The 6,619-nt window shown below is 65.8% G+C and carries 6 protein-coding genes; 1 reads left to right on the forward strand and 5 read right to left on the reverse strand.

Going from position 1 to position 6,619, the window contains the following annotated elements:
* From ACJ73U_RS41325 to ACJ73U_RS41345, 5 genes are all read right to left on the reverse strand, one after another.
* The coding region (locus tag ACJ73U_RS41325) for a replication initiator (protein WP_407783236.1) at positions 1-1,546 on the reverse strand (1,546 nt) is incomplete at its 3' end.
* Positions 1,547-1,999, reverse strand: a complete 453-nt coding sequence (locus ACJ73U_RS41330) for a hypothetical protein (RefSeq protein WP_407783237.1) — start codon at positions 1,997-1,999, stop codon at positions 1,547-1,549.
* 31 nt (positions 2,000-2,030) lie between these two features.
* Positions 2,031-3,629 carry an FtsK/SpoIIIE domain-containing protein gene (locus ACJ73U_RS41335; protein ID WP_407783238.1) on the reverse strand — a complete coding sequence of 533 codons (1,599 nt, stop codon included), beginning with the start codon at positions 3,627-3,629 and terminating at the stop codon, positions 2,031-2,033.
* 1,143 nt (positions 3,630-4,772) lie between these two features.
* Positions 4,773-5,051, reverse strand: coding sequence for a hypothetical protein (locus tag ACJ73U_RS41340; RefSeq protein ID WP_407783239.1), 279 nt, complete (start codon positions 5,049-5,051; stop codon positions 4,773-4,775).
* A gap of 399 nt (positions 5,052-5,450) precedes the next feature.
* Positions 5,451-5,900 (reverse strand): hypothetical protein, encoded by a 450-nt coding sequence (locus ACJ73U_RS41345; RefSeq protein ID WP_407783240.1) that lies wholly within the window; start codon positions 5,898-5,900, stop codon positions 5,451-5,453.
* 235 nt (positions 5,901-6,135) lie between these two features.
* Here ACJ73U_RS41345 and ACJ73U_RS41350 point away from each other — a divergent pair.
* On the forward strand, positions 6,136-6,619 hold a 484-nt coding region (locus tag ACJ73U_RS41350; protein WP_407783241.1), incomplete at its 3' end, for a GntR family transcriptional regulator.

A 6,619-nucleotide genomic window follows, 5' to 3' on the forward strand; every position in this document is an offset into this window, starting at 1 on the left:
CACGGTCGTACTCGGCTCTCCACCTGATCCGCTCCGCAATCGCGTGCATGAGCAGGTGATCCCGTGGCGGCTGGTGCGGGTCGCCGGGCTGGACCTTGTGCCACACCAGCCGGGTCGTGTCCTGTTCTGGCTTGGTGATCCCGACCGCTGCCAGCGACTCCAGGACGAACGCCTTCCGGTCCGCCCGATGGTCAGCGAGGGTCTTGCCGGACCACTTCCGCGACACCAGCACCCGCCGCCCCGGCAGCCCCAACGTTGTGCGTCGATGCGCCCGCCCCTTGCAGTGACCGGGTCGAGTCCGAGAGGTCGTGCCCAGAGGTTCGATGCCGTAGAGCAGCCAGACCGCGCAGCGGGGCGAGCAGGGGGTGACGCGCAACTCGTCATGCAGCCGGTCATGGTGCGCCCGCTGACGATCAGTGCCAGCCTCGATCACCTCACCAGTGGCCTTGGTGAGGTACTTCGTGAGATAGCCGATGTGCCGGCCAGCTTCCTCGGAGCCGCCGAGGATGCCCTTGGAGTGCACCTGCCGCCCGAACGTGACCACGTGAGATGGCTCTTCCACCGCCTCCACAGCGTCCGCCCACGAAGTCAGCGGTGCACGGGTGTCCGGGTCGACGAACCGACCACCGTCCCACGCTGGCAGGTGGTCACCGTCGTAGACCAGCTCATCGTGCGCCGGCCACCACACCTGGTGATACGTCGCCGCAGCGACCTGCCGCAGCACCCCATGCGCCACCGAGCCCCGCACAGCCGCGTGCAGGTGAGGAGCGCAGCGCTTCTGCGGCTCCACGGTCGCGAAGTACTGAACATCCCAGCCCACGACCCGGCGCAGGTTCTGCCACCACCGATCCACCAGCGATGCGAAGTGCACAGCGTCCCGAGCCGCCCGCCGGTAGTCGTAGGCGCCAGGGTCCACAGGAGTGCCGTCATCCCGCACGCGGCCGTAGCTGTCCAGGGTGAGCGTGACGAACATGGACGGCCGGAACCGCCCGGCGAACTCACGCCCGACCGTCCGAGCCTCAACACGCCGCCGAGGCAGCTCCGGTGCATCCTGCCGCCGCCGGGTCGACCGCTTGGGAGAACGCTTCACTCCAGGGCCATCGGGGGAGGGGAGCCGGCCACGCATGCCCAGTTGCCGAAGTTCCTCATCCACCGAGCGGATCTCGTCCCGCAGCTCGTCCGCCTCGTCCACCCCGAGGCCTGCCGCTTCCTGGTAGGCCTTGACCAGGTCCGCGCGTAGCTCGAGGAGCGCCGTGTGTTCGGTGGTCGGCGCGTCGGGTGTGAAGTCGGGTTCGTCGGTCAGGTGCCACCCTTCGCGGCACTGCGCCATCCGCAGCGCACGGGCCTTCCTCGCACACGGCCCGCACACCGACTCCACAGTGGAGCCACACGGCACCGGGACATACCGCAGCTCCCCGGTGTCGAGGTCGCCGACTTCCATCGTGAACGGCCGCACGCACACGCCGTGCTGCTCCGCCGTAGCCGCAATGACATCCGAGGCGAGCGGTGGCCGCATCCGCTCTGCCCGAGTCTGGTTGCCAGTCATCTACACCGCCTCCCGCTCACGCACTAACCCCCGGTGCGCCTCCTGCTGTGCCTCACGAAGCAGGCAAGCCAACGCGTACAGCTCATCGAGCGAGACGTGTTCGGACGTGTTCACCGCCAACGGGACCAAGCCCCGACAAGCGTCGAACGGCCCGCCGCAGTAGACCCGCAACCGAGCCCCGCCGGCAGCCCGCCCCGTGACGGTGATCTGGAGCCACTGGTCCGGTGTGTGCCACCAATGCGCGGTCACGTCGGTGAGCGTGTACGCCCACATGAGCACGTTGGCCAGTCGAGCGCACAGGTCCGTGCCTTCGGGTTGAACGGAGATCACCCGCAGTGCCGGAGTGAAGTTCAGCATGACCGCCGCCGGCAACATCCGTCCCAACACGTGTGATCGATACGCGCCGATCAACTGGTCCACAGTAGACGTGGTGGTGAGAGTGCTCTTGTTCATGACAGGGGAAGTCCTTTCAAGACAAGGAGATTCAGGCCGCGCCATTGGGCGTGTGGTGATGCCCGGTCCGGCGAGCACCGGGGAAGGTGTGCACAGTGCCGAGCCCGGCCGTGTCGTCGCCAGCCACGAACGCTTCCAGGGCTTTGATCGTTTCGTCAGGCACCCAGCCGCCGCGAACGCGCAGAGGTTCGCGGATGCCTTCCCCAAACAGGTAGCCGACACCCGGTTCAGACTCGCCGATTCGGTTGGCCCACGCCCCGCGCTCGTAGGCCTGGTCGCCGAGCACCATCGTGACGTGTGACTTGCTGGCGACGCGCAGGCAGATCCGCCGGGGGAACAGTTCCCGCACCGGCACCGTGTCCTTCGTAGGTTCCTGGACGTAGCCACGCACGGTGCAGCCCAACGCCCGCCCCTGCGTCGTCAGCAACGCGATGCGTTCGGTGATGGCCTCGCGGAGCTTGCGATCAGCGATGTAGCGGATCAATGCGCCGATCTCGTCGAACTCCAGCATCTCCAGCGGGTGCTCACGGTTGATAGGCACCGTGCGCAGCCGGCCCGCGAACTCCGCCTTGCGCTCGTCCATGACCGCGATCAGGTCATCCAACAGCGCCAGCGCGTCCTTACCCGTGACCGCGTACCGGTGGAAGAGCCGCCGGCCGTACGCCAGCTCCATACCCTTCGGATCAATGCCGGAGACCCGAACCAGGCCGTCCCGGATCGCAGGAGCGATGGACACCAGGGGACACCACATCTGGGCACCCTTGCCCGCACCAGTCGAGCCCGCGACCAAGGTGTGCGAGCCCTTTACCGACTGGTGCCAGTCGAGCCCGTAGTCAGTCCGTCCGCTCCACACTTTCGACAGGTCCACGTCGGACCCCGCTACGTCGGCCAGGTCCGCGAGATCGCAGCACCACACCGTGTCCGCGAGCAGGTTCCGCCGCTGGAAGTCGATTGAGACGACGTTCGGCGACAGTTCCCGCACCTGACACCGAGCCACAGCACGAGCGACGGCCAGCTCCCGTGCTTTCTCGTCGAAGTCCTCGGGCTTCTGGCCCGACACCAGCCGAATCCGTACCTCATCCCACGATGCCCCCGAACGCACCCCCACCACGCGCGGCACCTGGTCCAGACGCGGCTTGGCCTGCCGGTGAACCTTGCGCCGGCCAAGAGGACTCATGACCAACACGGCCGGTTGATGCGGGTCCGGCACCGTCAACCCACAGGCCCGCAACCAACTCGGCAACCGGCGCGCGTAGAGCGTCCACCGCAGCCACCACGACCGCAGCCGCCGACCCACCCACGCTTCGAACGACATCGGGTGTCGCCACCGCCACACCGCCAGCCCGACTGCGACCACTGCGAGGGTCAACGCGACCGGGAGCGACCCCCACCACCACAGCCACGTGCCGAGCACGATCCCGCCGAGCGTGGTCCGCCAGTGGGTCACCGCGGCTTTGATCACGAGAAACAGAGCCTTGACCAGCAGCCACAGCGCCACCAGCACCACAGCGAGCGTGGCCAGGGCCTCCAGGAACGAGGCCAGCGCACGGCCGACCTTGTGCAGCAGCCACACCACGGCGACCAGGCCGCCGCCGACCAGCATCAGCGTTCCAAGTGATGACGCGGTCATGGCCGCTCACCGTCCCGAGCCGCGCCGTCAGCACGTGGCACGAACTCCAGACTCAGCACGCCCCTGCACCGGGCGCACGCGGTCTCTCCTGGCCACAGACGGGCGAACCGCTTGCACCTTGAACAACGATTGCTCCGTTGGGTCACCCCGTCTGGCGGGGTCACCGCGACACGGTCTAACCTGTTCACTGTCTACCTCCGGGTGGACAGCGCAGGAGCGGAAATGGTTGCCAGACCTAGGGATTCCGCTTCTGCGCCTACAAGATCAGCGCGCCGCACATAGGCGTGCGCCATCGCCACACGACTCCTGCGTGTGTTGTGTCTACTTCGGATCTACCACGCCATTACTCGATCTACTCAGTGGCGCCCAGCTACCTCCTGTTCCCCGTGTCCCTGTAGTCCGGGACAAACTGGGCGAGATAGTTCGCAAGATCCTGTCGAGGACAACCGACAAACAGCGCCAGGTTCCGCACTGCGTCCGGTTGCACTTCTACGACCCCGTCCGGGTGCTCATTGAGGGTGTTGCGCGCCCACTGGATCATGGGCCGGAACGTGGCACTGTTGTTGCAGTCGAGGAGTAGCGCGCGGAGGTCGACATGGAGGTTCATGGTCTCCACGTGGATGCGTGCCCGCTGGAGTGCGCGAGAGTGCACTGTGGCCGAGTCGACTCCCATTGCCCGGCAGATCTCGATGAACCGAATCACTGTCAGGTGGCGGGTGCCGTGCTCGTAGGAAGGAGCGTCCGGTCACCAATCCCGGACGGTAGCCTCGATACCAGGTGCAAGCGCGACCATCCACAAGCCTCACGCGCCCGCCGCAGCTCTTCGCCCAGCGCACGACCGATCACCTTGTCTGACGGCTCAACCATCTATCGCACCGTCCTCAACACCGATCCCGGCAGCGAGCAACCGCCGCAGGCAATGCTTGTGTGGCACTAGTTCGCGTCCGACGACCGCCAGAAGAGTGCCCGGTGCGAAGTGTGCCCCACAGCAGACAACCACGCCGTCCGGCGCATCCAGGTCCGACACGTTGTCCACCGCATGAACGACACGAGGCGGCCGGCACTCATCACCGACCCGCTCACCGGTGGCATAGACACCTTCGCGCAGTCGTACGAGCTTCACGGTCCGAACACTCATTGCCGTCATGCCTTGTCTGACAGACGATTCGAGTCGCCGTCCACGCGTGTGCCCGACTGCTCATCCTGCTGTGCGTCGAGTTTCTGCCCAGCGGCGATCAACTCCCTGCCCAGCTTCGTGAGCGTGTCGGGCTCTTTGAACCACAGTTGCAGCAGATTCTTCGGCGTTTCCCTGGCGGAGCCACCGATGGTCACGGACACACGCCGATCATGCGCGTCGTGCTCAACCCGGCAACGCGGGTCCGAGATGTTGGCGTACACGTCAAAAGAAAGTTGGTCTTCCATGTCCTAGTCCTCAGCGATCCGACGAGCGAAACCAAGTCTCAGGCCCGCTCCCACGTTCGGTTGGCCGGCCCAGTGAGTGGGGCGTTGCGCCGGCCTGGCGCTCGAACGCCTCAGCAGCCGTCCGCAGCGCGGCGACTATCCACCAGTCCAAGCCAGGCACCGCAGCGATTGCCTGCCACGCCGTCGCTACTTCCGCCGACAACCGCGCCGTCTCCGCCCGGTCAGCCTGCGCAGAGAGGTACCTGCCGTACACGGCCTCCCAGTTGCGCACCAACCCCTCTGGTACCTGGTCCATGTTCACCCCCTCCCGCCAGGACATGGCCAGGGGATGACCGGCCGACTCGAAAGCCGCACCGGTCAGCACCTCCCCCTGGGCATGCCTGGCACTCGTCCCGTGCATCAGGCGGCCTTGCCCGCCGATTCCGACTTCGCCGCTGACCGGCCACCCGCCGAACCTGCCGCACGGAACCCAGTCGCCCGGAACACATATGACTGGTACTTGAACTCGCCGTTCCCAGCCACACGCGGCTCAGCCGTCAGCCCGTCCAGTTCCACCGGCCGCACTCCCGGCAGTACCTCCGCCATCGTCGGCACCGGCTGAACGTCCGCCAGAAGCGTGATCTCGAACGATGCGCGCTTCGCGTTGCTCTGGTCGGGATCGGTGACCGTCGCCTTCCACTGCCTCTTGCCGGTCGCCTCGTCCACACGCTGACGCACCGGACGCCCCGAGGCTCGATCCTCGCGGGACTGGTACTCGGTGTCCGGCGCGATCTCGCCCACGAGCACGAGCCCTTGAGGGAACGCCTCCGGGAAGTCGATCGGGAAGCGGTAACCCTTCGGTATAGCCATGTCGGTTGTCCTCTCGGGATTGATCTTTCTTTGGTTCGTTTCTGCTGGTTGAAGAGGGTGTTCGGCCCGCTTCAGTCCGCCCGGTCGCAGCGAACCAACTTCATCGTATACGTAACTTCGTATACGTACAAGTCCTGCGTATACGAAGCCTGCTACGCTACGGCCGGTCACCACCGAGAGGAGTGGATGACGTCGACCCGGAAGGGGATCAGGATCAATGACGGAGCCTGCCTACGTGTCCATCGCAGGCGAGTACGCGCGACGAATCCGCAGCGGTGACCTCCCACCTGGAACCCAGCTACCGAGCTATGCCGAGATCGCCAAGCAGTACGGCGTCTCCGACATCGTCGTGCGCAAGGGCATCGAACTACTCCGCAGCCAAGGCCTCGTCCGACCCGTCCGACGACGCGGCATCTTCGTAGCAGACCGCCCCAACCTCGTCCGGATCTCGCCCGAACGCCAGATGCAGAACCCCGAAACCACCTTCGGCACCGAATCCGAACGCCAAATCGAAGTCGACCGAGACGCCAAACAGATCCCCGCGACAGACGAACTAGCGGAAATCTTTAGCGTCTCACCAGGCGATGAACTTACCCACACCATCACGCGTGTAGCCGAAAGCGGACGCCCCATCTCGATCTCGGACACATACCAACCGTTGGGCATCACTGGCATAGCCAGCACGGCAATTCTTGAAGAGACTCTGACCGATGAACTAC

This window comes from Actinophytocola sp., assembly GCF_045807065.1.
In the GTDB taxonomy this organism is placed as follows: domain Bacteria; phylum Actinomycetota; class Actinomycetes; order Mycobacteriales; family Pseudonocardiaceae; genus Actinophytocola.

What these genes read in the sequence shown, in the direction of transcription:
- ACJ73U_RS41330 (WP_407783237.1), bottom strand. Translation starts at nt 1,999, where the DNA reads ATGAACAAGAGCACTCTCACCACCACGTCTACTGTGGACCAGTTGATC.
- ACJ73U_RS41335 (WP_407783238.1), bottom strand. Translation starts at nt 3,629, where the DNA reads ATGACCGCGTCATCACTTGGAACGCTGATGCTGGTCGGCGGCGGCCTG.
- ACJ73U_RS41340 (WP_407783239.1), bottom strand. Translation starts at nt 5,051, where the DNA reads ATGGAAGACCAACTTTCTTTTGACGTGTACGCCAACATCTCGGACCCG.
- ACJ73U_RS41345 (WP_407783240.1), bottom strand. Translation starts at nt 5,900, where the DNA reads ATGGCTATACCGAAGGGTTACCGCTTCCCGATCGACTTCCCGGAGGCG.